Origin of the sequence: Bradyrhizobium sp. Ec3.3, from assembly GCF_000472925.1 — a bacterium.
Taxonomy (GTDB): domain Bacteria; phylum Pseudomonadota; class Alphaproteobacteria; order Rhizobiales; family Xanthobacteraceae; genus Bradyrhizobium.
In genome coordinates this window covers 15761-40945 of sequence record NZ_AXAS01000003.1, presented here as the reverse complement: position 1 = coordinate 40945, position 25185 = coordinate 15761, and the positions used below count along the sequence as shown (strand labels likewise).

At 64.0% G+C, this 25185-nt stretch carries 25 protein-coding genes; 8 read left to right on the top strand and 17 right to left on the bottom strand.

Features of this window, described 5'->3' with window-relative positions:
- Nucleotides 1–66 precede the first annotated feature (66 nt).
- The gene (locus YUU_RS0104735; RefSeq protein WP_027521337.1) at nucleotides 67–1521 is read right to left on the bottom strand and encodes a TAXI family TRAP transporter solute-binding subunit; all 1455 of its coding nucleotides are present in this window, start codon (nucleotides 1519–1521) and stop codon (nucleotides 67–69) included.
- Between the two features lie 399 nt (nucleotides 1522–1920).
- Between YUU_RS0104735 and YUU_RS0104730 the strand changes: the two genes are divergently transcribed.
- Nucleotides 1921–2268 carry a DUF3307 domain-containing protein gene (locus YUU_RS0104730; RefSeq protein ID WP_051389621.1) on the top strand — a complete coding sequence of 116 codons (348 nt, stop codon included), beginning with the start codon at nucleotides 1921–1923 and terminating at the stop codon, nucleotides 2266–2268.
- Between the two features lie 126 nt (nucleotides 2269–2394).
- Nucleotides 2395–2793 carry a hypothetical protein gene (locus YUU_RS0104725; protein WP_027521335.1) on the top strand — a complete coding sequence of 133 codons (399 nt, stop codon included), beginning with the start codon at nucleotides 2395–2397 and terminating at the stop codon, nucleotides 2791–2793.
- Between the two features lie 108 nt (nucleotides 2794–2901).
- On the opposite strand, the gene YUU_RS0104720 is transcribed toward YUU_RS0104725, so the two are convergent.
- Together YUU_RS0104720 and YUU_RS0104715 are read right to left on the bottom strand one after the other, a co-directional pair.
- Nucleotides 2902–3228, bottom strand: coding sequence for a YkgJ family cysteine cluster protein (locus tag YUU_RS0104720; protein ID WP_027521334.1), 327 nt, complete (start codon nucleotides 3226–3228; stop codon nucleotides 2902–2904).
- Nucleotides 3229–3233: 5 nt separating this feature from the next.
- A complete protein-coding gene (locus YUU_RS0104715) occupies nucleotides 3234–3932 on the bottom strand; it encodes a YafY family protein (protein WP_027521333.1) in 699 nt (232 codons plus the stop codon).
- Nucleotides 3933–4045: 113 nt separating this feature from the next.
- On the opposite strand from YUU_RS0104715, the gene YUU_RS0104710 reads away from it, so the two are divergent.
- On the top strand, nucleotides 4046–4309 hold the full coding sequence (locus tag YUU_RS0104710) for a hypothetical protein (protein WP_027521332.1): 264 nt from the start codon (nucleotides 4046–4048) through the stop codon (nucleotides 4307–4309).
- A 36-nt stretch (nucleotides 4310–4345) separates the two neighbouring features.
- Nucleotides 4346–5074 carry a glutathione S-transferase family protein gene (locus YUU_RS0104705; protein WP_027521331.1) on the top strand — a complete coding sequence of 243 codons (729 nt, stop codon included), beginning with the start codon at nucleotides 4346–4348 and terminating at the stop codon, nucleotides 5072–5074.
- Nucleotides 5075–5133: 59 nt separating this feature from the next.
- Here YUU_RS0104705 and YUU_RS0104700 read toward each other — a convergent pair whose 3' ends face one another.
- The 9 genes from YUU_RS0104700 to YUU_RS0104660 all read right to left on the bottom strand — a co-directional run bounded on the left by YUU_RS0104700 (nucleotide 5134) and on the right by YUU_RS0104660 (nucleotide 14374).
- Nucleotides 5134–6285, bottom strand: coding sequence for an ABC transporter substrate-binding protein (locus YUU_RS0104700; RefSeq protein ID WP_027521330.1), 1152 nt, complete (start codon nucleotides 6283–6285; stop codon nucleotides 5134–5136).
- A 91-nt stretch (nucleotides 6286–6376) separates the two neighbouring features.
- The gene (locus tag YUU_RS0104695) at nucleotides 6377–6796 is read right to left on the bottom strand and encodes a thioesterase family protein (RefSeq protein ID WP_027521329.1); all 420 of its coding nucleotides are present in this window, start codon (nucleotides 6794–6796) and stop codon (nucleotides 6377–6379) included.
- Nucleotides 6797–6882: 86 nt separating this feature from the next.
- A complete protein-coding gene (locus YUU_RS0104690) occupies nucleotides 6883–7644 on the bottom strand; it encodes an SDR family NAD(P)-dependent oxidoreductase (protein WP_027521328.1) in 762 nt (253 codons plus the stop codon).
- A gap of 25 nt (nucleotides 7645–7669) precedes the next feature.
- Complete coding sequence (locus tag YUU_RS0104685; RefSeq protein ID WP_027521327.1) at nucleotides 7670–9553, bottom strand: feruloyl-CoA synthase; 1884 nt, start codon at nucleotides 9551–9553, stop codon at nucleotides 7670–7672.
- On the bottom strand, nucleotides 9550–10359 hold the full coding sequence (locus YUU_RS0104680) for a crotonase/enoyl-CoA hydratase family protein (protein ID WP_027521326.1): 810 nt from the start codon (nucleotides 10357–10359) through the stop codon (nucleotides 9550–9552). The genes YUU_RS0104685 and YUU_RS0104680 overlap by 4 nt, the downstream gene beginning before the upstream one ends.
- A 435-nt stretch (nucleotides 10360–10794) precedes the next feature.
- Nucleotides 10795–11256, bottom strand: coding sequence for a DUF3237 domain-containing protein (locus tag YUU_RS0104675; RefSeq protein WP_027521325.1), 462 nt, complete (start codon nucleotides 11254–11256; stop codon nucleotides 10795–10797).
- A gap of 9 nt (nucleotides 11257–11265) precedes the next feature.
- Nucleotides 11266–12585 carry a TRAP transporter large permease gene (locus tag YUU_RS0104670; protein ID WP_027521324.1) on the bottom strand — a complete coding sequence of 440 codons (1320 nt, stop codon included), beginning with the start codon at nucleotides 12583–12585 and terminating at the stop codon, nucleotides 11266–11268.
- Between the two features lie 2 nt (nucleotides 12586–12587).
- Nucleotides 12588–13097 (bottom strand): TRAP transporter small permease, encoded by a 510-nt coding sequence (locus tag YUU_RS0104665; protein WP_027521323.1) that lies wholly within the window; start codon nucleotides 13095–13097, stop codon nucleotides 12588–12590.
- Nucleotides 13098–13357: 260 nt separating this feature from the next.
- Nucleotides 13358–14374, bottom strand: coding sequence for a TRAP transporter substrate-binding protein (locus tag YUU_RS0104660; protein ID WP_027521322.1), 1017 nt, complete (start codon nucleotides 14372–14374; stop codon nucleotides 13358–13360).
- 261 nt (nucleotides 14375–14635) lie between these two features.
- Between YUU_RS0104660 and pobA the strand changes: the two genes are divergently transcribed.
- Both pobA and YUU_RS0104650 read left to right on the top strand, forming a co-directional pair.
- Nucleotides 14636–15805 (top strand): 4-hydroxybenzoate 3-monooxygenase, encoded by a 1170-nt coding sequence (gene pobA / locus YUU_RS0104655; protein WP_027521321.1) that lies wholly within the window; start codon nucleotides 14636–14638, stop codon nucleotides 15803–15805.
- A gap of 236 nt (nucleotides 15806–16041) precedes the next feature.
- Entirely contained in the window at nucleotides 16042–16461 is a 420-nt protein-coding gene (locus tag YUU_RS0104650; RefSeq protein WP_027521320.1) for a PaaI family thioesterase, read from the top strand.
- 120 nt (nucleotides 16462–16581) lie between these two features.
- On the opposite strand, the gene YUU_RS0104645 is transcribed toward YUU_RS0104650, so the two are convergent.
- Nucleotides 16582–17466, bottom strand: a complete 885-nt coding sequence (locus tag YUU_RS0104645) for a LysR family transcriptional regulator (protein WP_027521319.1) — start codon at nucleotides 17464–17466, stop codon at nucleotides 16582–16584.
- 124 nt (nucleotides 17467–17590) lie between these two features.
- Between YUU_RS0104645 and YUU_RS0104640 the strand changes: the two genes are divergently transcribed.
- Entirely contained in the window at nucleotides 17591–18214 is a 624-nt protein-coding gene (locus tag YUU_RS0104640) for a pyridoxamine 5'-phosphate oxidase family protein (protein ID WP_027521318.1), read from the top strand.
- Nucleotides 18215–18419: 205 nt separating this feature from the next.
- Here YUU_RS0104640 and YUU_RS0104635 read toward each other — a convergent pair whose 3' ends face one another.
- From YUU_RS0104635 to YUU_RS0104625, 3 genes are read right to left on the bottom strand one after another with little or no spacing between them, the layout of a single operon-like run.
- The gene (locus YUU_RS0104635; protein ID WP_027521317.1) at nucleotides 18420–19151 is read right to left on the bottom strand and encodes an ABC transporter ATP-binding protein; all 732 of its coding nucleotides are present in this window, start codon (nucleotides 19149–19151) and stop codon (nucleotides 18420–18422) included.
- A complete protein-coding gene (locus YUU_RS50040; RefSeq protein WP_051389615.1) occupies nucleotides 19148–20917 on the bottom strand; it encodes an ATP-binding cassette domain-containing protein in 1770 nt (589 codons plus the stop codon). Before YUU_RS50040 ends, YUU_RS0104635 begins: the two co-directional genes overlap by 4 nt.
- 5 nt (nucleotides 20918–20922) lie before the next feature.
- Nucleotides 20923–21963, bottom strand: coding sequence for a branched-chain amino acid ABC transporter permease (locus tag YUU_RS0104625; protein WP_027521316.1), 1041 nt, complete (start codon nucleotides 21961–21963; stop codon nucleotides 20923–20925).
- A gap of 174 nt (nucleotides 21964–22137) precedes the next feature.
- Here YUU_RS0104625 and YUU_RS0104620 point away from each other — a divergent pair, with 174 nt between their 5' ends.
- Nucleotides 22138–22656, top strand: coding sequence for a MarR family winged helix-turn-helix transcriptional regulator (locus YUU_RS0104620; RefSeq protein WP_027521315.1), 519 nt, complete (start codon nucleotides 22138–22140; stop codon nucleotides 22654–22656).
- 316 nt (nucleotides 22657–22972) lie between these two features.
- Here YUU_RS0104620 and YUU_RS0104615 read toward each other — a convergent pair whose 3' ends face one another.
- Nucleotides 22973–25087 carry a bifunctional diguanylate cyclase/phosphodiesterase gene (locus tag YUU_RS0104615; RefSeq protein ID WP_027521314.1) on the bottom strand — a complete coding sequence of 705 codons (2115 nt, stop codon included), beginning with the start codon at nucleotides 25085–25087 and terminating at the stop codon, nucleotides 22973–22975.
- Nucleotides 25088–25185: the final 98 nt, after the last annotated feature.

The window sequence follows — 25185 nt, the reverse complement described above, 5'->3', positions numbered from 1 at the left end:
GTCAGTTCCAGGTCCGCGGGCGCCGTCGCGCGCGCGGGTTCCCCGCGCCGCATGCGAGGCCAGGCTTCAGGCGCTCTGTGCGGTCTTCACCACCACCACGTTGGTGTCGTCATGCGCGAGAGCCTCGCGCGCTGTGGCGTCGCCAGGCTTCTCTGCATCGCCTGCGTGCCGCTTCAGATGCTCGCGCCGCATGCCGATCTCGTCGCGGACGAATTCATAGCCGAGCTTGAATGTATCGAGCCCGTCGGTACTGATGGTGCCGTCTCTCAGTCCCACCACGGCTCTACGCAGGATCGCTTCGAGCTCGTCCGCCAGGCACTCGAGCTCGTCGAGCGAATGGGCATGCTCGATGCGCTCGCCGACATCGAGGATGGCCGTGGAGAGCTCGCTGGCCTTCTCCGGTGCGATCCTGGTGACCTTGGCGTAGATCGCCGCGAAGATCGAGCCGATGACGCTGAGCGCGCCGGCGCCCAGATACATCATGTCGCTGTATTTATCCATGAACGACTTGGTGTCGTCGTTGATGTAGTCTGCCGCGCCCTGGTGCGCCATGACGAAGGCGTCCTTGTCGACGGAGGCCGGCTCGATCCGGGTCGCGAACCCGCTTTCGAGGCCGAGCTCGGACTTGTTCTCGTAGACGATGCGCGCGAGATCGCCCGCGGTGGACAGCGACATCTTCGACTGCGCGACCAGCAGCCATTCGAGCCCGATCGTGTCGAGATCGTCGTCGGGAATCTCCGGCGAGGCCGACAGCGTTCCCGCCGTCAGGGTTTCCTCGGAAATGCCGGGAATCTTGCGCGCCAGCGCCTTGGCCTCGTCGATGGCGTTCAGTGTGAATCCGCCGCGCCTGGCGACCTGCTCATAGGCCTTGTCGCGCACCGCCTTCGAGGCGTGGACGATGGCAATCACCGCGCTATAGCCGCTTGCGGGTGCGAGCAGCTTGTCCAGCGTTACGCCCTGCGGGGCCATCTGCACGCGTGCCGCAGCGTCCGGCGTGTCGGGGACGTCGAGGATGCTGCGGACGAAGGCGAGCGAAGAATCGTTCTCGGCGAGCACCGCGATCTTCTTCTTTTTCAGTTCCGCGAGCGACTTGACCTTCTTGTTGCCGGGGCCGAGCAGCAGCACGAGATCGTGCTCGAGGATGGCGAGCGCGCGCGCCCGCGGCGGCACCTTGCCGTCGGTGCGCAGGATGGCGAGATCGGCCTGCTTGCGGTCGAATTGGGCAATCGCCTTGGCGTTGTCAGGATTGCTGACGATCTTGATCCGGAACCGCGACGCATTGTTCTTGAGCACGGCGGCGAGCTTATTGGCGAAACGCGCCTCGTCGCTATTGGCATCGCCGACGGCAAAGATCAGGGTCTCCGAACTGCGAAGCATGGCCCGGCCGCCCCAAACGGTGGCAAGCGACAGGATCAAGGTCAGCACGACATAGAGCACGACCTGCTGCTGATTGGTCTTGATGACCTTCGGGCGCGACTGTGGGGTCTGCTCGGTCGATGACATCTGGCCTTCAGCACTCATGGCTGGCCTTATTCCGTTGCCAGGCGGCGGGCCGGCTTGCCGGCAAAGGCCGTCCGAAAATTCGTAAACGCCTGAAAAAGTACGATAATCTTCTACCTCGGGATGATAGCTCCCTGGCGGCAGAATGCAAATTTCGAGCCGCAGGTAACGTTACCGCGAGGGGCGTGGCGGCGGTCCGTCCCTATCGTCGTTCGGCCACACCTTGCGATATTCCGGTTCCTTCCGGGGTGCATTCCGCCGCGAGAGATGTCATAAAAGCGCGATCTCGGCGATTTGGCCGGACCCAAGAAGAAGTCGCACTGAACGCTCCATTTTTTCTTCCACGTTCAATGAGGGCGTCCAGCTTTGTCGTTTCCACCCATGTCATCGGCGGTTCCGGTCGAAGCGCTCATTGGCTGGATGCTGCTGCTCACCTTCAAGCACATCATCGCCGACTTCGTCCTGCAGACCGCCTGGATGGCGCACGGCAAGGACCAGAAGCATGGCTGGGCCCTGCCGCTCCTGGTGCACTGCCTCGTTCACCTTGCGGTTGCGCTGCCGCTGATCCTGTTGGTCGCTCCAAGATTCTGGTTCGTCGCCCTGATCGATTTTGCGATCCACATCACCGTTGATCGGGCCAAGGGGCTGGTCTCCGCGAATTTCGGAGTCAACCAGGAGCATCCCTGGTTCTGGACCCTGATCGGCGTGGACCAGGCACTGCACCACCTCACCGGGTTCGGCCTGTCGATCTTCATGGCGGCGAACTGACCCCGCCGGCTTCGGCTGCGTTCTGATTCGTAAATCGGGCGCATGACCCCGGGACATACCGGCCCGTGTGGTTAACCTTTCGTTAGAGAGTCGCGCGGCATCTTCCGCATACGAGGGAGAACCGCAATGTTTTCAAGCCGAGACGCCTACGAAAGCGATTTCTGCCCGGTCCGCGACGAGCTCCTTGGCGAGATGTATCGCGCCAGCGAGAGCGGCCTGCCGAGGCTGGTCGAGAGTGTTGCCCCCGAGGCTCGCGCCAGGCTGGCCTTGTTCTGCTACCGCCGCAGCCATCTGCATTCGCTGGCGGTCGCGATCGCGGCGAGCTGCACGGAGCGCGAACTGATCGAGAGCGGGGGGCGCGTCGGCTCCACGCTTTACACGCTGTCGCGTGAAAGCACGGCCAAGGCATCGCCGGCGCTGTCGGGCAGCCGCAAGCCGATCACGCTGTCGACCAAACCGCTCTCGGTGCTTGCGCCGCTCGAGGACGAGTTCGACGACGATCTCGCTGAAGCCGTTCCAGCCTAAAGCGCGATAGATCGCGCTTTAGTTCTTTAGTCTGCGCATGATCTCCGCGCAAACGCCTCCCGCGTTTGTCGCGAGGGAAAACCGTTTCACACTTTTCCGGGTCATGCTTTAAGCGCCGATCTCGATCACCGGCAGTCCGAACTTCCGCCGCGCCATCGCGCATTCGGCATCGCCAGGCATGCAAGTACGGCACACCTCCGGCCGCACGGCATAGATGCCGCAGCCAGTCGCATCCCCGATCTTCCCTTTCAGCGCCGAACAGCGATCGCCGTCGCAGCGCATGCCCGATTGCCTCTCGTTGACGAACGCTTGCGGGATAGCTGCGAGCTCCTCCTCGCTCTCGATCGAGAAGCGCGGCCAGTTCGCCGAATAGGCGCAGCAGGCGCCGCAAGCCTGGCAGAGCTGCGACGGGTCGGTCGCGGAATTCTGGTCCATGTCGCTCAATTGTCCTTTGGCGGACCCCAGACCAGGCTCTGCCGCCACTTGGCGCGCAACACGTCGCGCCGCTCCGGATATCTCTCGTCGAGATAGGTCGCATCCACCACACGGTCGGTGCGGAAGCTGCGGAAATCGTTGCGCAGCTCGCACCAGGCTGCAAGCAGCCGCACTGCTTCGAGATAGCCGACCGCAATCGGCCAGATCGTGCGCTGGCTGTCGCGGCCTTGCTCGTCGCGATAGCGCAACGTGATCTTCTTGCCCTCATGGATTTGCGTGCGCGTGCGCACCATGTCCATGCGGTCGGGTTCACGATTCCAGCTCGGTCGCGCGCGGCTTGCCGGCTCCAGCACGAAGGGACGCAGGCGCTCGGGCACTGTGTCGGCGATCTTCGCCATCAGATCCTCGGCGGCGCGCGCCAGCGCCGTGTCGGCGTGGCCGGCAACCCATTGCGCGCCCAGCACCGCGGCCTCGATCTCGTCGGGTGTCAGCATCAAGGGCGGCAGATCAAAACCCTTTTCCAGGATGTAGCCCATGCCTGCCTCGCCGCGGATCGGCACGCGCTGGCCGATCAGCGTTGCGATGTCCCGATAGACGGTGCGCTTGGAGGTCTCGAGCTCGGCCGCGATCGCGTCCGCCGTCAGCGGTTTGCGGCTGCGCCGTAGCACCTGGATGATCTGAAACAGCCGGTCGGCACGTCTCATGACACGTCTTCCGATTTGGCGCCGTTTAAAAACCGGCGCGCGGATGCTGACAGGATGTTGGCAGCAGGGGAGTTTTATACCGGGACAACACTTCGAATGAAGAGGATTTGTCCATGATGCTTCCCACCACCTTTAGCCAGGCGAGCCCGCTGTGGCGGGTGCAGGCCTTGCTGCAAACCTTCACTCTTGGCCGTCTCGGCGCGTTCGCTCTCATGTTCGTCGATCTCCGTCTCGCGATCGTCGCTCTCATCGCACGCTCGCTGCTCGGGGCTGCGGACGCCGTGGTTCGCCACGTCATGGGCCGCGCCTGGCAGGGGGCCCGTTTCGCGCAGGATATCACGGCTGCTGCCACCATGGTGGCAGCAGCCGGTCGGTAGGTTCCAACAACGGTTTCGGGGATCAGGAGCAATAGCATGATCACGCTTTACGGCTTTGGCATCGGCTTCGGCCTGCCGGAAATCAGCCCCTTCGTCACCAAGACTGAGGTGCAGTTGAAGATGGCAGGACTGCCCTACCGGAAGGAACGGGCGATGCCGCCCGCTTCGCCCAAGGGGCAGTTGCCGTTCATCGACGACGATGGCGAGGCAGTTGCCGATTCCACCTTCATCCGGGCGCATATCGAACGTCGCTATGGTTTCGACTTCGATGCCGGCCTGTCATTGCAGGAACGCGCCCAGGCCTGGGCCTTCGAGCGCATGATCGAACATCACGTCTATTGGGGACTGGTCGGCGCGCGCTGGGTGGACCCGGTCAATTTCGCCAAGGGCCCGGCGCATTTCTTCGATGGCGCGCCGGAGCACAACCGCGAGAAGCTACGGGAGGATGCGCAATTCCGCGTCGCCGAGAACTATCTGCTGTCAGGTCTTGGCCGCCACGCGCCCGATGACGACGTCGATCTCGCCGTGCGCTCGCTGTTTGCACTGTCCGTGCAGCTCGGCGACAAGGCCTATTTGATGGGCAACAAGCCCTCAGGCGTCGACGCCACCGCCTTCGGTGCGCTCGCGGGAATTTTGACGCCGTTCTTCGAATCCAAGCTGCGCGAGCGTGCGGAAGAGTTTCCGAACCTCACCGCCTATGTCGACCGCATGATGGATCAGTACTATCCGGAGTTCGCCTGGACGAAGCTGCGGCAGGCGGCGTGACAAAGAAAAGGAGCCGGCCCAAGGGGCCGGCTCTGATCGGGCTCGAATGATGGGCGCGCTCACTTCACCAGCTTGTACTTGCCGTTCGATACCGTGAGCAGGATGCGCGAGCGCTCGTCGAGGCCGTAGCGATCCTTTTCGGTGAAGTTGTAGACGCCCTGGCTTGCGGCCAATTCCTTCTCCGACAGCAGGGCCTGGCGGATCGCCTCGCGGAATTCCGGCGTGCCCGGCTTGGCGGTCTTCAGCGCCGTCGGAATGATGCGCTTCAGGAGCTCGAAGGCGTCGTAGGAGTGGCCGGCGAACTGGCTGCGGCTGTTCGGGCCATACTTGCCTTCATAGGCGGTGTTGAGCGCAAGACCCGGCTTCTTGGTCTGCGCCTCGTCCGGCTGGTCTTCCGGATCCATCACGGGCCCCGAGGCCATCAGCACGCCTTCCGCCGCCTTGCCGGCAATGCGGATGAAGTCCATGCTCGCCGCACCATGGGTCTGGTAGATCAGGCCCTGATAGCCGCGCTCACGCAGCTCCGTCTGCGGCAGTGCCGCCGCGGTGCCGGACGCGCCGACCAGGATCGCATCGGGATTGGCCGCGACGAGCTTGAGCACCTGTCCGGTCACCGACGTATCGGGACGCGCGAAGCGCTCCTCGTCCGCGATGGTGATGCCCATCGGCCCGGTCTGCGCCTTCAGGTCGTTGAACCAGAGGTCGCCATAGGAGTCAGAATAGCCGATGTAGCCGACCGTCTTCACGCCCTTGGTCTTCATGTGATCGTACAACACCTTGCCCACGATCGGGATCGGCTGTGGCATCGCGACCGACCACTTCGCCCGCTCCGGCGTGATCGGGAAGGGGGCGAGGCCGAAATGCGGAATGCCGGCTTCGTTGGCGACATTGGAAACCGCGATCGTCGGCGGCGTCAGCGCCGAGCCCATGATGATGTCGGCCTTGGATTCCGTGACGAAGCGCCGCGCGTTGGTGGTCGCAGTGGTCGGATCGCCGCCGTCATCGAGCACGATCACCTTCAGCGGCACGCCGGCGATTTCCTTCGGCACGAACTCCAGCGCGTTGCGCTCGGGAATGCCGAGCGCCGCGCCCGGGCCGGTCGTGGTGGTGGTGATGCCGATGGTGAGTTCGTTGGTCTGGGCCATCGCGGGCAGCGCCGGCAGAGCCAGTGTTGCCGCTGTTATCGCGGCGCTCAGGTAAAACCGTTTCATTCTTTCCTCCCTTAAGGTGTGTCTTTGAAAGCAGACTTTGTGATCGAATTCAGCCCCGTCTTTGGGCGGTGCGGCGATTTAGCTCCAGAATCTAGTTGCCCACGAATTTGGCCACCATCTCCGGCGGAAACGGCGCGGATTTCAGCTTGTCGGGATTGGCCGGGTCGCGGCCGACGAGGACGCGGGTCTCGAAGGCCTCGATTGCCAGGGCCTCGCCCTTGTAGACGTTGTGCTTCACCTCGAAGCTCGAGCGCTTGATGCTCTCGATCTTCGTCTCGATGGTGATCCAGTCGCCATGGGTCGAGGGGATGTAGAACTTCGCCCGCGTGTCGACCATGGGAATGCCGACCAGGCCGCATTTGTGGATCAGGTCCTGCTTCGAGAAGCCGGCCTTCTCGAACAGGACCGAGGTCGAATCGTCGAACATCGAGAAGTAGCGCGGGTAATAGACGATGTTGGCGGGGTCGCAGTCGCCCCACTGGATCTGAACGTCGCGCCGATGAACGAACATGCGTTATGTACCCACTAATGCTGCGCCCCACCTCTCCCGAGGGAGAGGTAAGGTTGAAATCGCGGCTACAAATTCAGTCATTCGGTTTACTTCGGCGCCATGCGCAGCGAGCCGTCGAGCCGCACCACCTCGCCGTTGAGATAGGCATTCTCGACCATATGCAGTGCAAGCGCGGCGAACTCGTCGGCATTGCCAAGGCGGCGCGGGAACGGGATCGCGGCGGCGAGCGAGTCCTGCGCCTCCTGCGGCAGGTTGGCAAGCAGCGGCGTGAGGAACAGGCCGGGGGCAATGGTCAGCACGCGGACGCCGAACTGCGCTAGCTCGCGCGCGATCGGCAGCGTCATGCCGACGATGCCGCCCTTGGACGCCGAATAGGCGGACTGGCCGATCTGGCCGTCATAGGCGGCGACGGAAGCGGTGTTGATGATGACACCGCGCTCGCCGCTGGCCTGCGGCTCGAGCTTGGACATCTCGGTGGCGGCAAGACGCAGCATGTTGAAGGTGCCGATCAGGTTGACCTTGATCACCTTGTCGAAATCGGCAAGCGCCATCGGACCGTCGCGGCCGACCACGCGTTTGGCAACGCCGATGCCGGCGCAGTTGACGAGCACGCGGGGTGGACCGTGGGCCTTGGTGGCCGCCGCGATCGCGGCTTCGGCCGAGGCGGCGTCGGAGACGTCGCAGGTCACGGCCACGCCCTTGATCTCTGCCGCAACGGTTTCGGCGAGCTTGGTATTGAGGTCGCACACCGCGACCTTGGCGCCCTGCGCCGCCAGCTTGCGTGCGGTCGCCGCACCCAGTCCCGATGCACCGCCGGTGACGATGGCTGCCTGATCCTTCAACAACATGGCGTTCTCCTTTGGCGGATTGTTTCTAGGCGACCGATATCACACGGTCCGATGGATTTGCAGCATAGAGCTCGTCAATCAGGAGGCTGCGATGCTCGATCACGGCGCGCTGGTTGATCGAGCCTTTGTCGGTAACCTCGCCCTTGTCGATCGAGAGCGGCGCGTCCAGAAGGATCGCACGGGTGATCCTGGTCGAGGAGCCGGTGGCCGAGCCGAGGAACTGGGTGAGGCGCTCGCGGAACGCCTCGCGGACGAGACGGTCACGCGTGGTGACGACGAGATCGTCCGCCGGCAGCGTCGGGTTGATCAGGCGGCAGCCGTCGAGGTCGAGCACCACGAGCGCGGAAATCTCGTCGCGGTTGATGCCGGCGATGACGACGTCGCGCACCAGCGGCGCGCAGGCCGCAACGAAGCGCGCGCGCAGGGGGCCGACGCTGACCCAGGTGCCGCTCGCGAGCTTGAAGTCCTCACTGACGCGGCCGTCGAAGTCGAAGCCGGCATTGAGGTCATCAGGATCGGCGGGCTTCAGCGCATCGCCGAGCTTGTAGAAACCTTCCTCGTCGAAGGATTTTGCCGTGACGTCGGGCTGGCGCCAGTAGCCGGGCATGACGTTCGGGCCCTTGGCACGCACTTCCAGCTTGCCGTTGTTCGGCACGAGCTTGGCGTCATTGCCGGAGACGGGCAGGCCGACATGGCCGGAGCGGCTGGTGCGTGGATTGACCGACATGAAGAACGGCGCAGTCTCGGTGGCGCCTAAGCCCGTGAGCATCGGCACGCGATAGCCCTTCTCCTTTACCGCGAGCTCGTCGAGGCTGTTCCAGACGAAGGGCGAGAGCGCCGCGCCGGAGAAGAACATCGCATGCAGGCGGTCGAAGAACTTTGCGCGCAAGCCCTGGTCGTCGCGCAAATAGGGCAGCAGCGATTCGTAGCCCTTCGGCACGTTGAAATAGACCGTCGGCGAAATCTCCTGGAGATTGCGCACGGTCTCCTCGATGCCTCCAGGCACCGGCTTGCCGGCATCGAGATACATCGAGCCGCCGTTATAGAGCGTCAGGCCTATATTGTGATTGCCGCCAAAGGTGTGGTTCCAGGGCAGCCAGTCGATGATGACCGGCGGCTCGTCCTTCAGGAACGCCAGTGTCTCGCGCAGCATCACCTGGTTGGCGCAGATCATGCGCTGCGTGTTGATGACGGCCTTGGGATTGCCGGTCGAGCCTGACGTCAGCAGGAATTTGGCGATCGTGTCGGGGCCGATTCTCCCGTGCAGCTCGTCGAGTGCAGGATGGATTGGCGTTGCCATGAGGTCGGCGAGCAGCGTGACGTTGCGTCCCGGCACGGTGCCGTAGGACGCGGCGATCTCGGTGCCGGGCGAGACGTTGGTGGCAAGCGCGTCCGCAAACCTGTCGGCGTCCTCGGCAAAGACGAGGCCGGGCGTCAGCAGCTTCATCAGATAAGAGAGCTTGCCGTAGTCCTTCGAGACCAGCGAATAGGCCGGCGAGACCGGGCAGAACGGCACGCCGGCATAGTACGCGCCGAAGGCGAGCAGCGCGTGGTCGATCGAATTGCCGGAGAGGATGACGACGGGCTTCTCTGCCGACAGGCCACGCTGGATCAGGCTAGATGCGATGTGCCGGCTCGCGGTGAGGAGCTCGGCATAGGTGATCTTGCGCCAGTCGCGGCCGCCTTCGCGCTCGGCCATGAAGACGCGATCCGGCGTCGTCTTCGCCCAATGATGCAGGCGGTCGGTGATGCGTACCGGATAGTCGCCGAGCGGCTGTTTCGGCCGCAAGTAAATCGTGCCGTCATCGCGCCGCTCGATGTTGACGACGGGATCGCCGAACGAGATCGGCCGCAGCGGGGAGGTGCTCGCCCCGCGCTCCGTGGTGGAAGAGGACGGCTTCGCGCTCATGACTTGGGCTTCACCTTGGCGGTCTTGTGCTCGAGGAACTCGCGGATCCGGCGCTTGGCTTCCTTGTCGCTCTGGGCAACCGTCGCCATCAGCGATTCCATCAACAGGCCGGCCTGCGGATTGGCCTCGGCGATCATCGGTAGCGCCTGGAGCACGGCGAAATTCGTCAGCGGCGCGTTCGAGGCGATGCGCGCGGCGAGCTCGAGCGACTTCGTCAGCGAGCCGCCTTCCTCGGTCAGATATTGCGCAAAGCCGTAGGAGGCGCCTTCGGTCGCGGGATAGACGCGGCCGGTCAGCATCATGTCCATCATTCGCGCGACGCCGATCAGGCGCGGCAGCCGCACCGAGCCGCCGCCTCCGACGAAGATGCCGCGCTGGCCCTCCGGCAGCGCAAAATAGGTCGAGGGCTCGGCGACGCGGATATGCGCGGCGCAGGCCAGCTCCAGCCCGCCGCCGATCACAGCACCCTTCAGCGCAGCAATCACGGGCACGCGACTGTACTGGATGCGGTCGAACACCCGGTGCCACATCTGGGAGTGAAGGAGGCCGCCAGTGGCGTCGTGGTCGGTCAGCTCGGAGAGATCGAGGCCGGAGGAGAAATGGTCGCCGATGCCATGGATGACGACCGCGCCGATGTCGTCCGGCAGCGTCGCAAAGCAGTCGCCGATCGCGTGAATGATACCGTCATTGAGCGCATTGCGCTTGGCCGGCCGGTTCAGGCCCACGGTCAAGACCTTGTCCGCCCTCTCGATCTTGAGCAGCGCATCAGGTCCCGCTGCTGCGGTATCGGCGTTTCCCTGGGTCATTTGCGTCCTTTTCAGAATAGTTATGTTGTATAACGAATTTCGGGGGAGTCAATACGGGGGTGGCGAGTTCCGGGCATCAGCTGGGTAGGCGGGGGCGGTCCACATCCGGTGTCGTCCCGGCGAAGGCCGGGACCCCCGCGCATGCGCTTGCGCTCGTCGAGATAACCCCAGGGAGAAGTTTGGCGAAGGCTCGTGGCCCGAATTTCCCCAACAACTCTATCCCGGAGTTATGGGGCCCGGGCTCGCGACTTTGTCGCGCTCCGGGACGACGAGCGGAGTGTGAGGCGCTGCTGATGCAATATCCTCGTCATTGCGAGCGCAGCGAAGCAATCCAGGGTCTTTCCGCGGAGGAATTCTGGATTGCTTCCTCGTTTCGCTCCGCGCAATGACGAGGGGGCAGAATTGCGATCCAGTTGCGGCGCTCGCGAAAAGACCTCACATCACCTGATGCACGTCGATCACCACGCGGTCCGCGTGCCGCGCGGCTGAGGCGACGAAGATGTGCTGCATCAGCCAGCGGTACTTCTCGTGCCCGGTCTCGAACCTCGGCACGGTGCGGAAGTAGATCAGCTCGGGGTCGACGGGCTCGCCGCGCTTGAGCTTCTGCAGCAGGTCCACCGGGCCGAAGCGGATGCCCTTGTTCTCGACATAGACAATGGCGCCGTCATCGGTTTCGAAGGCGTACTTGGCTTCCAGGTCGATCAGCTCGCTGGGGCGGATGATCTGGAAGTCGGCGCCGAACGGCAAGACCTTGCCGTTGACAGCACCCCGCACCTCGCCGCCGATGATCGGGATGATGCGGCGGACACCCGTGCCGGTTTCGCCGGCGGTGATGACGTCACCGATACGGGCGGTGATCGTGAAGACGTACTTTGTCTCGAGCTCAGGCGTGGTCATCGCCACCCCCTAATGCGCCATCATCCGCGTCGGCAGCCAGGTCGCAAGCAGCGGGAAGGCGATCAGGATCACGAGGCGCACCAGGTCGGTGGCCACGAACGGGATCACGCCCTTGAAGATGGTGGAGAAGGACACATCCTTCACCACGCTCTTGATGACGAAGACGTTCATGCCGACCGGCGGGTGGATCAGGCCGAGCTCGACCGTCATCACGATGATGACGCCGAACCAGATCGGATCGAAGCCGAGATGTGTGATCACGGGGAAGATGATCGGCACGGTCAGGATGATCATCGCCATGGCGTCCATCAGGCAGCCGAGCACGAGATACATCACCATGATCAGCGCCAGCACGCCATAAGAGCCGAGGCCGAGGCCAGTGAGGAATTCCGTGACCTTCTGCGGGGTCTGCGTCACCGTGAGGAAATAGCCGAAGATCAGCGCGCCGATCAGCACGGTAAACACGGCGGCCGCGGTGCGCGTCGCTTGCAGGAGCGAGGCCAAAATCTTCTCGCGGTCGAGCCGCCCGGTGAGCACGCCGATGATGAAGGCGCCGGTGGCGCCGACGCCGCCGGCTTCGGTCGGCGTGAAGCGCGGCAGGAAGGGCAGGCCGTAGAGGCCGCCGATGACGAAGATGAACAGCAAGACCGGCGCCCAGATGTCCTTCAGGCCCGCAAAGCGCTCGTTCCATGGCAGCTTCTTGCCCTTTGGCAAAAAATCCGGACGGAAGTATCCGATCAGGCCGATGGTGATCATGTACATGCTCATCGCGAGCAGGCCAGGGATGATGCCGGCGATGAAGAGCTTTCCGATGTCCTGTTCGGTGATGATGCCGTAGACCGCGAGCACGGTGGAGGGCGGCAGCATTGCACCTAGCGTGCCGCCGGCCGCGATCACGCCGGTGGCAAAGGATTGCGGATAGCCGAAGCGGCGCATCTCGGGGTAGGCGACGGCGGAGAAGGTCGCTGCTGTTGCGACGGAGGAGCCGCAGATCGCGGCAAAGCCGCCGCAGGCGCCGACGGTCGCGATGCCGAGGCCGCCGCGCAGATGGCCGACGAAGCCGTTGGCGGCGCGGAATAGCTCGCGGCTCATGCCGGAATTGCTGACGAAGGAGCCCATCAGCAAGAACATCGGGATGACGCCAAAAGTGTAGTCGGTGACCGTGCGCATCGACGTCTGGCCGACCAGTTTCAGCGCCGGCGTGGCGCCGACCAGATAGGAGAAGCCGGACACGCCGACGAGGCCCATGGCCATGCCGACCGGCACGCGCAGCAGCATCAGGAGAAACAAGGAAACGAAGCCGATTACGGCGACGGCATCGGTGCTCATGATTACTCCGTCGCCTTCAGCTTGGGATCGTGCATTTCTTCGGGGTGGAAGATCAGCCGGTAGGTGCGGATCGCGATCAGCAGCACCGCCGAGACGTCGCCGATCCAGGCGATCGCAAAGAACGGCCAGGTCGGCATGTGCATGTCGAAGGTCTGGACGTTGTCGTTGTAAGTGCCGCGTACCTTGTCGAACAGCGTCCAGGTCTGCACCGTGACGACGAACAGCAGCACCAGCGTTGCGAACACGTCGATCCAGCGCTGGTAGCGCGGGCTTGAATTGGCCCAGATCAGGTCGACCGTGATGTGCGTGCCGCGATAGGAGGTCGCGGCGATGCCCCAGAAGATCAGGATGCCGAGCAGCATGCGGCCGATGTCGAAGCTGTCGGGGATCGAATAGTTCAGCGTGTTGCGCAGCAGGACAGAAACGAAGATGTCGAGCGCGACGAGGCCGACGAAGCCGGCCGCGATCCATTCGATCGTGTCGATAAAGCGATCCATCCAGGCGCGCTTCATGGGGTGGTGATCCCTTTGCGTGATGTCATTTGCTTGTGTCCGGTCTCGCCGCGTACTTCACCTCGCCCTGCTTGCGGGGAGAGGTCGGAATGCGCGCGTAAGCGCGGATTCCGGGTGAGGGGGAGTCTCCGCGAGTCTGTCTGTCACCATATCTGCGGAAGCTGCCCCTCACCCCAACCCTCCCAGCGCGAGCGAAGCTCGTCGCGGCCCCGCAAGAACGGGGAGAGGGGGAAGAAGAGCTCTCCCGCGACGGCGTCGCGTCACTCCGCCAGCGCGTTGTATTTCTTCAGCGAGGCCTTCAGCTCGGCAAGCGCTGCGTCCGGATCAGTGCCGGTCTTCTTCACGCCCTCGCCCCAGGTCTTGACCAGCGGCACGGCGGCCTTCTTCCAGGACGCGGTCTGCTCCGGGTTCAGCTTGTAGACCTCGTGGCCTTCCTCCGCCTTGATCTTGTCGATGCCGGCGTCCTCGAACTTGCCCCAGTGCTCGCCGACCACGCCGGCCATCTCGGTCGTGCAGTTCTTGTCGATCGCCGCCTTCTGCCTGTCGGACATCGCATTGTATTTGTCCTTGTTCATCACGAAGACGAACGTCGTGACATAGAGCGGCGCCTCCATGTCGTACTTCGTCACCTTGTCGATGCCGAACAGCAACAGCGAGCCCCACGGGAAGGTGACGCCGTCGGCGACGCCGCGCTCGATGATGTCGCGCACTTCGGGCGCGGAGGACTGCACGTTGGTGCCGCCGAGCGAGGTGACGAAATTCGCCATGGTGGCGTGGGCCGGGCGGATCTTCAGCCCCTTCACGTCCTCCGGCACCACGATCTTCTTGGTGCGGGAGTGGAACGAGGAGGGCGAGTGGACGAAGGCGAGACAGTATTTGACGTCCTTCATCTCCTTCTCGGCATATTTGCGATACCAGGCATCGAGCCCCATCGAGCCGCCCTTGGCGTCCGAGACCAGGAACGGCAATTCGCCGGCGCCGACGATTGGGAAGCGGCCGGGCTGGTAGCCCGGATTGACATAGGTGACATCGGCGATGCCGTCGCGGGCCATGTCATAATGGTCGAACGCCTTGCCGAGTTGCTGCGCCGGGAACACCTTGCTCTTGATGGTGCCGCCGGAATCCTTCTCCACCGCGGCAGCCCAGTCTTCCAGCGATTTCTGAAGCGGATGCGAGGCCGGCACCCAGTGCGAGATCTTCAGATCGAAATTCTTGTCCTGCGCGAAGGCAGGCGTCACGCTTGCTGCCAGCAGCAACGCCAGACAGGCTTTCCTCATTGCTCGTCTCTCCCTGTTCTTGACCGCAGGCTTCTTCGGCCCGGTCTCGTTATTTAACATGTTATATAATTGGATCGCGGGTTCAAGCCGGAACTGGCAGCGCGGCTGCTTTCGTCTCGCGGAAAGCTGTCGCCCGGATATGTCGCGCTGCGGCGAATGGCACTCCCTTTTGCTCAAACGTTATATGTTATAATTATCGCGCGCGGACGACCGCGACAAGCAAGCTCGCGCCGCACCCTACAGGATCGGGAGGAGCAAGTATTGCGGACAAAAGTCGCAATCATCGGCGCTGGGCCGGCGGGACTACTGCTTGGCCAATTGCTGCACAGTTACGGCATCGACAATGTCATTCTCGAGCGGCAGAGCCCGGACTACGTGCTCGGGCGCATCCGCGCCGGCCTTCTCGAGGAGGGAACCGTTGCGCTGCTCGACGAAGTCGGCGCAGGAGCGCGCGCGCATGCCGAGGGCCTCTTGCATGAGGGCATCGAGCTTGCCTTTTCCGGCCGCCGTCACCGCATCGACATGAAGGCAGCGACCGGCAAGACGGTCATGATCTACGGCCAGACCGAGGTGACCCTCGATTTGATGAATGCGCGGAAGGCGGCGGGACTGACCTCGATCTACGAGTCCAAGGACGTGCAGCCGCATGATTTCGACGGCAGTCACCCGCGCGTAACCTACGTCAAGGACGGCGTCAGCCACGAGATTCTCTGCGACTTCATCGCCGGCTGCGATGGTTTCCACGGCGTCAGCCGCGCCAGTGTCAAGCCGTCGGCGATCGAGGAGTTCGAGCGGATCTATCCGTTCGGCTGGCTCGGCATTTTGTCCGATACGCCGCCGGTCAGTCATGAGCTGATCTATTCCAATCACGCTCGCGGTTTTGCGCTCTGCACCATGCGCTCGACGAAACGCAGCCGGCATTACGTTCAGTGCTCGCTCGACGATCACGTCGACCAGTGGCCGGATGATCGCTTCTGGGACGAGTTGAAGCGCCGGATCGATCAGGAGGCGGCCGACAGCCTCGTCACGGGACCCTCGATCGAGAAGAGCATCGCGCCCTTGCGCAGCTTCGTCGCCGAGCCGATGCGCTTTGGCCGGATGTTCCTGTGCGGCGATGCCGCCCACATCGTGCCGCCGACCGGCGCCAAGGGGTTGAACCTCGCGGCGTCAGATGCGCATTACCTCGCAACCGCGCTCCGCGAATATTACGACGAGAAGTCGAGCGCCGGGATCGATGCCTATTCCACCAAGGCGCTGGCGCGGGTCTGGAAGGCCGTGCGCTTCTCCTGGTGGATGACCTCGATGCTGCACAAGTTCCCCGACACCGGCACCATCGGCGCCCGCATCCAGCTTGCCGAGCTCGACTATGTCACGCAATCGCAGGCCGCGATGACGTCGTTGTCGGAGAATTATGTCGGGCTGCCGTTCTAACCACAGGTGTCATGCCCCGCGAAAGCGGGCATCCAGTACGCCCGCGGCCTCTCCGTATCCCATCGCTGTCTCTGGAATACTGGATCGCCCGCTTTCGCGGGTGATGACAATCTTCGTGACGTGACAGCCGAGTGCCCATTTCAAACGCCCGCGCAAATGTCGTTTAAAACTTTGTAGGTGATGCATCCGTCACGTCCATCGCGTTCAATGGCGGCAATCAACGATGCGAGATGCATATGAGCGCCACCGCCATTCCCGACGGCTTCGAGCCGCATTTCCGCAAAAGCCCACTCACCGATCCCTGGGAGCCGCTCTATTCAAAGCGCACCGACAAGGCCGTGATCGTTGGGTTGCGGCTGGCAAAGCCGCACACGAACGCGCGCGGGCTCATTCACGGCGGTCTCATTGCCGCCCTTGCCGATGCCGCGATGGGCTATAGCTGCGCGCAGGCGACGGGCTGGAGGACCTCCTTCGTGACGATCTCGCTCGCCGTCGACTATGTCGGCGCGGCCGAGATCGGCCAGTGGTGTGCGGTCGAGAGCGAGGTGATCAAGACCGGCAGCACCATCTGCTTCGCGCAGTCGTTGATCAAGGCCGACGACGTCGTGATCGCGCGGGCCAGCGGCACGTTCCGCGTGGTGCCGAAGAAGGAGTGAACGGTCTTGTGTCCCGGACGCGGTGCGGCGCGAAGTGCCGCTCCGCAGAGCCGGGACCCATGCGTCCGCGAAGAGATGGGCCGCATCAGTGCCTGCTCCGCCGCGTCCGGGGCACGAGAGCTACCCGAACCGCCAGTTCGTCGTCTCCACCACGAGATCGATGAATGCGCGCACCTTGGCCGAGAGCAGCCGCGAGGTCGGATAGACGATGTGGATCGGCAGCGCCGGCAGCTCATACTTCGCCAGCACGATTTTCAGGCGGCCGCGCCTCAAGCCCTCGGCGGCCTGATAGGCCAGCACGCGCGTCACGCCGCCGCCGGCTTCGGCATATTGCAGGGCCGCGTCGGCGCTGTTGCTGATGAAGCGGGGAGACGGTGTCACCTCGATCTCGCGCCCGTCGCGCAGGAAGCGTCGGTCGGTCGCCGGGCCGAACTGGATGGTCTGATGCTCGAGCAGCGCCTCCGGCGTCTTTGGTTCGCCGTACCGCTTCAGATAGCCGGGCGAGGCCACGACGATGCGCCTCATCTCGCCGACCTGGCGCGCGACCAGAGACGAGTCGGCGAGATGGCCGATCCGCACCGCGGCATCGACGGCGTCTTCCACGAGGTTGACGAGATGATCCGACAGCCTGAGTTCGCAGGCGACTTCGGGATAGCGCTTGAGATAGGCGGTCATGACCGGCCCGACATGGAGCCGGCCGAACCCGACCGGTGCCGACACCACGAGACGTCCGCTCGGCCGGTTGCGCTCCTCCCGCGCGGAGCTGTCGGCCTCCTCGACATCGGCGAGGATCCGCCGCGCGCGCTCCAGATAGCGCGTGCCGACGTCGGTCAGCGTGACCTGCCGCGTGGTCCGCTGCAACAGCCGGGCGCCGAGATGTTCCTCCAGCGCCGCGATCAGCCGCGTCACCGCCGAGGGCGACAGCCGCAGTTTTCGTGCCGCCGGCGCAAAGCCGCGCAGCTCCGCGACGGTGACGAAGACGTGCATGGCCTCGAGCCTGTCCATGGCCATTATTGCATATATCGCAACGATGAAGTGTCAAGCGGGCTGATTGTTCTAAATCGAAAGGAGGCCATATTCTCGCGTGTGAGAGACGCGAGAACGCGCCAGGTGTCTTGGAGGTGCTCCGATGCCGTCCGCCCATACCTATGCCAGCGACGTCGCCTTCACGCCGGCAGTCAAATCGATTCAGACGCGAAAAGGCTCGCGCGAGGCCTATTCCCACGCCGAGCAGCGCGGTTGGCGCACGGAGGTCGACGAAAATCTCGCGGCGTTTCTGGCCGATGCCAGCAGTTTCTATCTCGCCACGGCCTCAGCCGACGGCCAGCCCTATATCCAGCACCGCGGTGGTCCCAAGGGCTTTTTGAAGGTGCTGGACAAGCAGACGCTCGCCTTCGCCGACTACGCCGGCAACCGGCAGTACCTCACGCAAGGAAATCTCTCCGAAAATCCAAAAGCCTATATCTTCGTGATGGACTACGCCCATCGCCGCAGGGTGAAGATCTGGGGCGAAGCGCGCGTGGTGGAGGACGATCCTGCGCTGACGCAGTCGCTGATGCCAAAAGGCTACAAGGCCCGCCCCGAGCAGGTCATCGTGTTCAGGATCGAAGCCTGGGACACCAACTGCCCGCAGCACATCCCGCAGAAATTCGACGCGGCGGATGTCGCCGCAGCACTCGCGGCACGCGATGCAAGGATTGCGGAGCTGGAGGCGGAGGTGGCGGCGCTGAAGGGGCGGACGGTGGTTAGCTGAAGTGTCGCATTCAAACTAGCGCAGCGAAGACGCTGCCCCTCTCCCCTTGTGGGAGAGGGTGGCTCGCCGCGTAGCGGCGAGACGGGTGAGGGGTCTCTCTCCACGAGTAAATCTCTCGCATGAATTCGCGGATAGAACCCCTCATCCGGCGCTTCGCGCCACCTTCTCCCACAAGGGGAGAAGGGAAGTGGAGTTCGCGGCAAGACTACAGCGCACTCTCACCTTCGTGCTGGAAGCCGAGATAGCTCGCCGCGACGCGCTCGTTGGCCGCGATGTCGCTGGCCTTTCCGCTTAGCACGAACTCGCCGAGCTCCATCACGTAAGCCTTGTCAGCGATCTTCAGCGCGGCCTGTGCATTCTGCTCGACCAGCAACACCGAGACGCCGCTGGCGCGCAGCTCGATGACGATGCGGAAAATGTCGGCGACGATAATCGGAGCCAGGCCCAGGCTCGGCTCGTCCAGCATCAGCAGTTTCGGTTCTCCCATCAGCGCGCGGCCCATTGCGAGCATCTGCTGCTCGCCGCCGGACAACGTGCCGGCGAGCTGCTTGCGCCGCTCCTTCAGCCGCGGGAACAGCGCGTAGACGCGCTCGATCGAGCTCTTCGCCCTGCTCTTCTCGATGCGGAAGGCCCCGAGCTCCAGATTGTCCTCGACATTCATGGTCACGAACAATTCGCGGTGCTCCGGCACGAGCCCTAGCCCCATCGCGACGCGGTCCTCGATGTCGAGCCGGGCGAGATCCTGCCCGGCAAAGGCGACGCGGCCCTTCAGCGGCAGGATACCCATGATGGCGGAGAGCAGCGTGGTCTTGCCGGCGCCGTTGGCGCCGACGATGGTGACGATCTCGTTCGCTCCGACCTCGAGCGAGGCCGAGCGGACCGCCTCGACCTTGCCGTACGACACATGCGCGTCGGTGACTGACAACAGCGCGCTCATGCCGCCACTCCGAGATAGGCCTTGATCACTTCGGGATTGGTCTTGATCGTGGCGGGCGTGCCTTCCGCGATCTTGGTACCGAAATCGAGCACCACGATCCGGTCGGCCAGATTCATCACGAAGCCCATGTCGTGCTCGACCAGCAGCACGCTCATGCCGCCGTCGCGCAAGTCGCGCAGCAGCTTGGCGAGCTGCTGCTTCTCCATGTGGCGCAGGCCGGCGGCCGGTTCGTCCAGCAGCAGCAGCATCGGATCGACGCACAACGCGCGTGCGATCTCGACGATGCGCTGTTGTCCGAGCGAGAGCGAGCCCGCGAGCTGATGCATCTGCTCGCCCAAGCCGACGCGCTCGATCTGGCGCGCGGCTTCCGCCAGCAGCCGCGCCTCGTCAGCGCGGTCGAGCCGCAGCATCGAGGCAATGGGGCCGGAATGGCCGCGCAGATGCGCGCCGATCGCGACGTTTTCCAGCACGGTCATGTCGGGCACCAGCTTCACGTGCTGGAAGGTGCGGGAAATGCCGAGCTTGACGATCTCCTGAGGCGGGGCCTTGTCGACCTTCTTGCCGAGCACCGAGATCGAGCCCGAAGTGGCCGACAGCACACCGGTGATCAGGTTGAACGTCGTGCTCTTTCCGGCGCCGTTCGGGCCGATCAGCGCGACGATCTCGCGGGCCTGGACGTCGAAGGAGACATTGTTCACCGCGATCACGCCGCCGAACTGCTTTCGCGCCTTTTCGACCTGGAGCAGCACGCTTGCCTCGCCGGGCGCGCGGAAGCGTGCCGGCAGGGTCAGCGAGGTGTCGGGCTTCCTGCCGCCTGCCTTCTGCGGCAGGAACGACATCAGCCACGGCCAGACGCCGCCGGGCGCAAGCTGCAAGAGCGCCACCAGCATGATGCCGAACACGATGGTCTCGACCTGTCCTGAGCCCGGCAGGATGAGCGGCAGATAGCTCTGCAGCACCTCCTTCAGGATCACGACGATCGCTGCGCCGAGAACGCCGCCCCAGACATAGCCGGCGCCGCCGACCACTGCGATGAAGAGATACTCGATGCCCGCCTGCGCGCCGAACGGCGTCGGATTCACGGCGCGCTGGAGATGCGCATAGAGCCAGCCGGAGAGACCTGCGAGCACGGCGGCATGGATGAACACCAGCAGCTTGGCACGCGGCGTCTGCACGCCAAAGGCTTCGGCTGCGACATGCCCACGCCTGAGCGCGCGGATGGCGCGGCCGGTGCGGGAGTCCAGCAGGTTCATGGTGAGCAGCGCCGAGACGATCACCGCAACCCAGATCGCGTAATAGATCGAGCCGGGTGAGAGCATCTTGAACGTGCCGATCGATAGCGGGGGGATCGCGGAGATGCCGTCGTTACGCCCCAGAAATTCGAGCTTGCTGAAGAGGTAGAACAGTCCGAGCCCCCAGGCCAGCGTGCCGAGCGGAAGATAGTGGCCCGAAAGGCGGACCGTGATCAGCCCGAGCAGCACCGCGAACAGGCCGCTGACGAGCAGCGAAAGCGGCAAGGTCAGCCAGGGCGACAGGCCATACGCCGTCGACAGCACTGCAGTAGTGTAGGCGCCGAAGCCGACGAAGGCCGCCTGTCCGAACGAGGTGAGGCCGCCGACGCCGGTCAGCAGCACGAGGCCCATCGCGACCAGCGCGGCGAGGCCGATATTGTCCAGGAGCACGATCCAGAACGGCGGCATGCCGGGAATGAACGGGATCGCCGCCATGACAAGCGCGAAGACGAGAATGGGGAGCCGGCCGTTCATCGCGCTCAGTCCTTCTCTTCCTCGACCGCGGGGGCCGCGAGCGAGCGCAGCAGCAGCACCGGGATCAGGAGCATGAAGACGATGACCTCCTTGTAGTTGCTGGCGTAGAAGGACGAGAACGCCTCGACGATGCCGACAAAGAGCGCGGCGATCGCCGTCAAGGGATAGCTGACGAGGCCGCCGATGATCGCGGCGACGAAGCCCTTCAGGCCGATCAGGAAGCCGCTGTCGTAGTAGAGAGTTGTAATCGGGACGATCAGTATGCCCGACAGCGCACCGATCACGGACGCCAGCAGGAAGGCGATCTGCCCCGACAGCGAGGTGCGGATGCCGGCGAGCCGCGCCCCCAGCCGGTTGACGGCGGTCGCGCGCAGCGCCTTGCCGTAGCGCGTGAAGCCGAAGAACAGCCAGAGGCCGACGATGAAGGCGATGGTGATGCCGTAGACCGTGATGCTCTGGCCGGTGAAGCGCAACGCGCCGAGCGTGAAGGCCGTCGACAGCACCGCCGGTCCGCGCTGGCCTTCGGCGCCGAAGAACAGAAGGCCGAGGCCCTGCAGCGCAAGATGGACGCCGACGGAGGCGATCAGCAGCACGAGCACCGAGGTGTGCGCCAGTGGCTGGAAGACGATGCGATAGAGCGATACGCCGATCAGCGCGACGATGACGAGCGACAGCGCCATCGAGATCGCAACCGGCGGCTTCTGGCCGGCGAAGTAAAGGATCGCCGCCAGCACGATTCCCGGCAGCACGATGTTGGTGAGGAAGGTGCGGAGGATCAACCGCCCGTGCAGCGCTTTGCGCGCCGCGAAAAGGTCGAACACAAAGGCGACGATGCCCATCGCGAGCGCAAGCTTGGCCGTGCCCGGCATCTGGCCGGAGGCGAGCGAGGCATAGGTCAGCGCGCCATACGTGACGAATTCGCCTTGTGGAATCAGGATGACGCGGGTGACGGCGAACACCAGCACCAGCGCCAGTCCGAGCAGCGCGTAGATCGCGCCGTTGGTGATGCCGTCCTGGAGAAGGAACAGCAGGATGGTGGTATTCAAGACCGGACGCTCCCCCTTAAGATCCGGACCGATCCCCGTTTCGCGGTGGATCGTCCCTCACAGCCATTGAAAATCGCTGACGATATTTGATATGGTCAATAACAATTATCGAATATAACTTCAAGGGCCGGGGAACACCGGGCTTAAATCTAACGGGATTGCGAGCAACAGGCGATGACCGTTTCCAAGGCGGCGGAAGCAACGGCAAAGGGCGCGGAGGCAGCCAGGGCGCGCAGGGACGCCAGCGATGAAGCCGGCGAGGCGCTTCAGCTTGGCGAGCTCTCCGAACAGCTCGGCTACGTGCTCAAGCGCGCCCAGCTCAAGGTATTCGAGAACTTCCTGCGCTGCATGGCTTCGCTCCAGCTCACGCCGGCGCAGTTTTCCGTGCTGTTGCTGGTCGAAAAGAATCCCGGCCGCAATCAAACCGAGATCGCCTCCACGCTCGGCATCCTGCGCCCGAATTTCGTGGCCATGCTGGATAATCTCGAGAGTCGCGACCTTTGCGCGCGGATCCGTTCCACCAACGATCGTCGCTCGCACATCCTGGTCCTGACCGACAAGGGCAAGGCCGTGCTTGGCCGCGCCAAAAAGCTCGTCGCCACCAAGCATGAGGCGCGGTTGAACGAGCTGTTGGGTGGGGCCAACCGCGAGTCCCTGATCGCGATGCTCTCCAAGATCGCCAACGAGTTTTGAGCGATCTCGTCACCCCGGAGCTCGGTTCTCGCCCCGCAACACCCTGCGCTCCCTCCCCCCTTGCGGGGGAGGGCAGGGGAGGGGGGTAGCCCAGCAAAAGGTGCGCGAGATTCTCGCGATGCCCCCAACAAGGACTCGCGGTCGCCCTTCGCCAGATCCGAGAGAGCGCGCCGTGCGGCACCCTCCTCCCTAGCCCTCCCCCGCAAGGGGGGAGGGAACGCACCTGTCGCGCGGCAAGAGACTCGATGCTCGCGGGCTTGGCGGTTTGCGTTTGATGCCAAGGCGATCGCTTGCTCGGCCCCGCTGCCGGAAGCGATTACGCCGCAGCGATCCGGTCGGGCAAGGCGGGCGCTTCCGGGGACAGGAAGCGGCGCTCGATTTCGGCTGCGGGCAGTGGGCGGCTGAACAGATAGCCCTGCATTTCCGTGCATCCTTCCGCCGCGATCCGGTCGAGCTGCTCGTGCGTTTCGACGCCTTCCGCCGTCGCCGTCATTCCCAACCCGCTTGCGAGCGCAGCAATCGCCCGCACGATGTTGAGTGATCCGGCATCGGTGGCGACGTCGCGCACGAAGGAGCGGTCGATCTTGATCTTGTCGAACGGAAAACATTGCAGATAGGTCAGCGACGAATAGCCGGTGCCGAAATCGTCCATCGCGATCCGGATCCCGAGCTCGCGCAGCCGGTGCAGCGTGGCGAGCGTCCCCTCCTTGTCCTGCAAGAGGACGCTCTCGGTGATCTCGATTTCGAGCCGGCTGGCGTCCAGCCCCGCGGCCGCGAGCGCGCCCACGATCACCTCGGCAAGACCGGCGTAACGGAATTGTACGGCCGATATGTTGACGGCGACGTGGAGGTACTTTGGCCACCGGCTGGCGGTCATGCAGGCCTGCCGGATCACCCACTCGCCGATCGGCACGATCAGGCCGATCTCCTCGGCAAGCGGAATGAAGCTGCCCGGAGGGATCAGTCCGCGCTGCGGATGCTGCCAGCGGATCAACGCCTCGAAGCCGCTGATCGCGCCGCTGTGGCTCTTCACCAGCGGCTGATAGTGAAGCTCGAATTCGCCGCCAGCGAGCGCTTTGCGCAGATCGAGCTCCAATGCGCGGCGGCTTTGCACCTGCTCGTCCATCGCCGGCTCGAAAAAGCGGTACATGCCCCGACCGTCGCTCTTGGCCCGGTAGAGCGCAAGGTCGGCGTTGCGCAGCAATTGCTCGGGTGTTGCTCCATCGGTCGGCGCAATGGCGATTCCGATGCTTGCCCCCGCGATCGTCTGCTGAGCGTCGATCTCGAACGGCGCGCTCATCTGCCCGATAATGCGCTGTGCAAGCGTGCTTGCTTCGCTTGCCTCGCTGATCGGGCTTTGCAGGACGACGAATTCGTCGCCGCCCATCCGGGCGATCGTGTCGCCGGGACGAACGAGGCGGCGCAGACGCTCGCTCACGCCCTTGAGCAGGGCATCGCCGGCATGATGCCCCAGCGTGTCGTTCACCGACTTGAACTTGTCGAGGTCGATGTGATGCACGGCAAAGGTCTGGTTCGATGCGAACGCCTGCTCGAGCCGCTGGTTGAGCAGGGCGCGATTGGCAAGATCCGTCAGCGCGTCGTGATGCGCCATATGCGCGATTCTGAGCTCGGTCCGCCGCTGCTCGGTGATGTCTTCGTGGGTCGCCACCCAGCCGAGGTCCGGCATCGGGCGATGGCGGATCTTGAAGGTACGCCCGTTTCGCATCTCGACGATGCTGTCGACGGGCTCGGCCGAAACCACGACGCCGGTGCGCCATTTCATGTACTCGGCCCGCGACATCGCGGGCACGCTGCCGGCCTCAAAGCGCATGTCGACGATGTCCGACAGGGGCGTGCCGGGACGGACACGCTCAGGCGGCAGCCCGTACATGTCGATGAAGTCCTTGTTGCACACGATCAGCCGGTGATTGGCATCGAAGAAGCACAGCCCGTGCGACATGTTGTTGATCGCGATGTCGAACTGCATGTTGCGCTGTTGCAGCCGTGCGCTGAGCTCCTCGCGCTCGGTGATGTCCTCGTGGGTGGCCATGCCGCCGCCGTCCGGCAGAGGGTGAACGGTATAGGCGATGATCCGCCCGTCCGCGAAGTCCTGCACGGCCCGTTCGCTGACGATCGTGCGCTCCGTGCGGGCACGAACATAGTCATCGGCCTCGCCGCGGACCTTCAATCCGAGCTTGAGCCGGTGCTGGATCAGATTGCTGACCGGTGTGCCCGGCCGCACTTCGTCCGGCGCAAGCCCGTACATGTCCATGTAGCGCTGGTTGCAGTAGATGACTTCGCGGCTCCGGTTGAACAGGATGATGCCAAGCCAAAGATTGTTGACGGCCTGCTCGAGCAACCCGCCCAAGGCGAGCGAGCCGAGCGGCTCCGGCGGGCCGTTGTCGGCGACCTGCCTGTCGCGATCCTCCATGTATGTTCGCCCCCTTCAAGCGCGGAAAGCATTAGAGCAGAGGCCGGTGAACGGTCTCCACGATCTGCCTCCCGCGCAGGCAGGTTCCTGAAGTTGCA

Coding starts and splice junctions, on each gene's coding strand:
- YUU_RS0104675 (WP_027521325.1), bottom strand. CDS start 11,256: ATGACCACGCCTGAGCTCGAGACAAAGTACGTCTTCACGATCACCGCC.
- YUU_RS0104735 (WP_027521337.1), bottom strand. CDS start 1,521: ATGAGTGCTGAAGGCCAGATGTCATCGACCGAGCAGACCCCACAGTCG.
- YUU_RS50040 (WP_051389615.1), bottom strand. CDS start 20,917: ATGAACGGCCGGCTCCCCATTCTCGTCTTCGCGCTTGTCATGGCGGCG.
- YUU_RS0104615 (WP_027521314.1), bottom strand. CDS start 25,087: ATGGAGGATCGCGACAGGCAGGTCGCCGACAACGGCCCGCCGGAGCCG.
- YUU_RS0104640 (WP_027521318.1), top strand. CDS start 17,591: ATGCCGTCCGCCCATACCTATGCCAGCGACGTCGCCTTCACGCCGGCA.
- YUU_RS0104725 (WP_027521335.1), top strand. CDS start 2,395: ATGTTTTCAAGCCGAGACGCCTACGAAAGCGATTTCTGCCCGGTCCGC.
- YUU_RS0104680 (WP_027521326.1), bottom strand. CDS start 10,359: ATGACCCAGGGAAACGCCGATACCGCAGCAGCGGGACCTGATGCGCTG.
- YUU_RS0104690 (WP_027521328.1), bottom strand. CDS start 7,644: ATGTTGTTGAAGGATCAGGCAGCCATCGTCACCGGCGGTGCATCGGGA.
- YUU_RS0104650 (WP_027521320.1), top strand. CDS start 16,042: ATGAGCGCCACCGCCATTCCCGACGGCTTCGAGCCGCATTTCCGCAAA.
- YUU_RS0104695 (WP_027521329.1), bottom strand. CDS start 6,796: ATGTTCGTTCATCGGCGCGACGTTCAGATCCAGTGGGGCGACTGCGAC.
- YUU_RS0104700 (WP_027521330.1), bottom strand. CDS start 6,285: ATGAAACGGTTTTACCTGAGCGCCGCGATAACAGCGGCAACACTGGCT.
- YUU_RS0104665 (WP_027521323.1), bottom strand. CDS start 13,097: ATGAAGCGCGCCTGGATGGATCGCTTTATCGACACGATCGAATGGATC.
- YUU_RS0104670 (WP_027521324.1), bottom strand. CDS start 12,585: ATGAGCACCGATGCCGTCGCCGTAATCGGCTTCGTTTCCTTGTTTCTC.
- YUU_RS0104705 (WP_027521331.1), top strand. CDS start 4,346: ATGATCACGCTTTACGGCTTTGGCATCGGCTTCGGCCTGCCGGAAATC.
- YUU_RS0104620 (WP_027521315.1), top strand. CDS start 22,138: ATGACCGTTTCCAAGGCGGCGGAAGCAACGGCAAAGGGCGCGGAGGCA.
- YUU_RS0104720 (WP_027521334.1), bottom strand. CDS start 3,228: ATGGACCAGAATTCCGCGACCGACCCGTCGCAGCTCTGCCAGGCTTGC.
- YUU_RS0104660 (WP_027521322.1), bottom strand. CDS start 14,374: ATGAGGAAAGCCTGTCTGGCGTTGCTGCTGGCAGCAAGCGTGACGCCT.
- YUU_RS0104685 (WP_027521327.1), bottom strand. CDS start 9,553: ATGAGCGCGAAGCCGTCCTCTTCCACCACGGAGCGCGGGGCGAGCACC.
- YUU_RS0104730 (WP_051389621.1), top strand. CDS start 1,921: ATGCTGCTGCTCACCTTCAAGCACATCATCGCCGACTTCGTCCTGCAG.
- YUU_RS0104710 (WP_027521332.1), top strand. CDS start 4,046: ATGATGCTTCCCACCACCTTTAGCCAGGCGAGCCCGCTGTGGCGGGTG.
- YUU_RS0104715 (WP_027521333.1), bottom strand. CDS start 3,932: ATGAGACGTGCCGACCGGCTGTTTCAGATCATCCAGGTGCTACGGCGC.
- YUU_RS0104635 (WP_027521317.1), bottom strand. CDS start 19,151: ATGAGCGCGCTGTTGTCAGTCACCGACGCGCATGTGTCGTACGGCAAG.
- YUU_RS0104645 (WP_027521319.1), bottom strand. CDS start 17,466: ATGGACAGGCTCGAGGCCATGCACGTCTTCGTCACCGTCGCGGAGCTG.